Genomic DNA, 381 nt, shown 5'->3' on the forward strand with positions numbered 1-381 from the left:
TGGCGCTAAGAAGCTTAACTTCTGTGTTCGACATGGGAACAGGTGTATCCTTCTTGCTATCGCCACCACACTCTTTTACTACTACATAAAACAATTTTGCAACCACTAATGCCGGCTGCAGGAGTCGAACCTGTGACCCTCGGTTTACGATACCGATGCTCTACCAACTGAGCTAAGCCGGCGAAAATGACCCGTACGGGATTTGAACCCATGTTACCGCCGTGAAAGGGCGGTGTCTTAACCACTTGACCAACGGGTCATATACATAAAAATGTGTTAATCAGTTAGATTAGCACATTTTTAAATTTATTATTAGCATGGCAACGTCCTACCCTCGCAGGGGGCGACCCCCAACTACTCTTGGCGCTAAGAAGCTTAACT

General features: G+C 46.5%; 2 tRNA genes and 1 rRNA gene. All 3 read right to left on the reverse strand.

The features are described 5' to 3' along the window. Positions 1-70, reverse strand: a 5S ribosomal RNA gene (rrf, locus tag AC1RPR_RS08440); the annotation flags it as partial. 39 nt (positions 71-109) lie between these two features. Beyond that, positions 110-182: transfer RNA gene (locus AC1RPR_RS08445), tRNA-Thr, on the reverse strand. Positions 183-187: 5 nt separating this feature from the next. Then, a tRNA-Glu gene (locus AC1RPR_RS08450) sits at positions 188-259 on the reverse strand. Positions 260-381 lie beyond the last annotated feature (122 nt).

The sequence above is a fragment of the Dellaglioa sp. CoH-57-MRSF-22 genome (assembly GCF_056781895.1).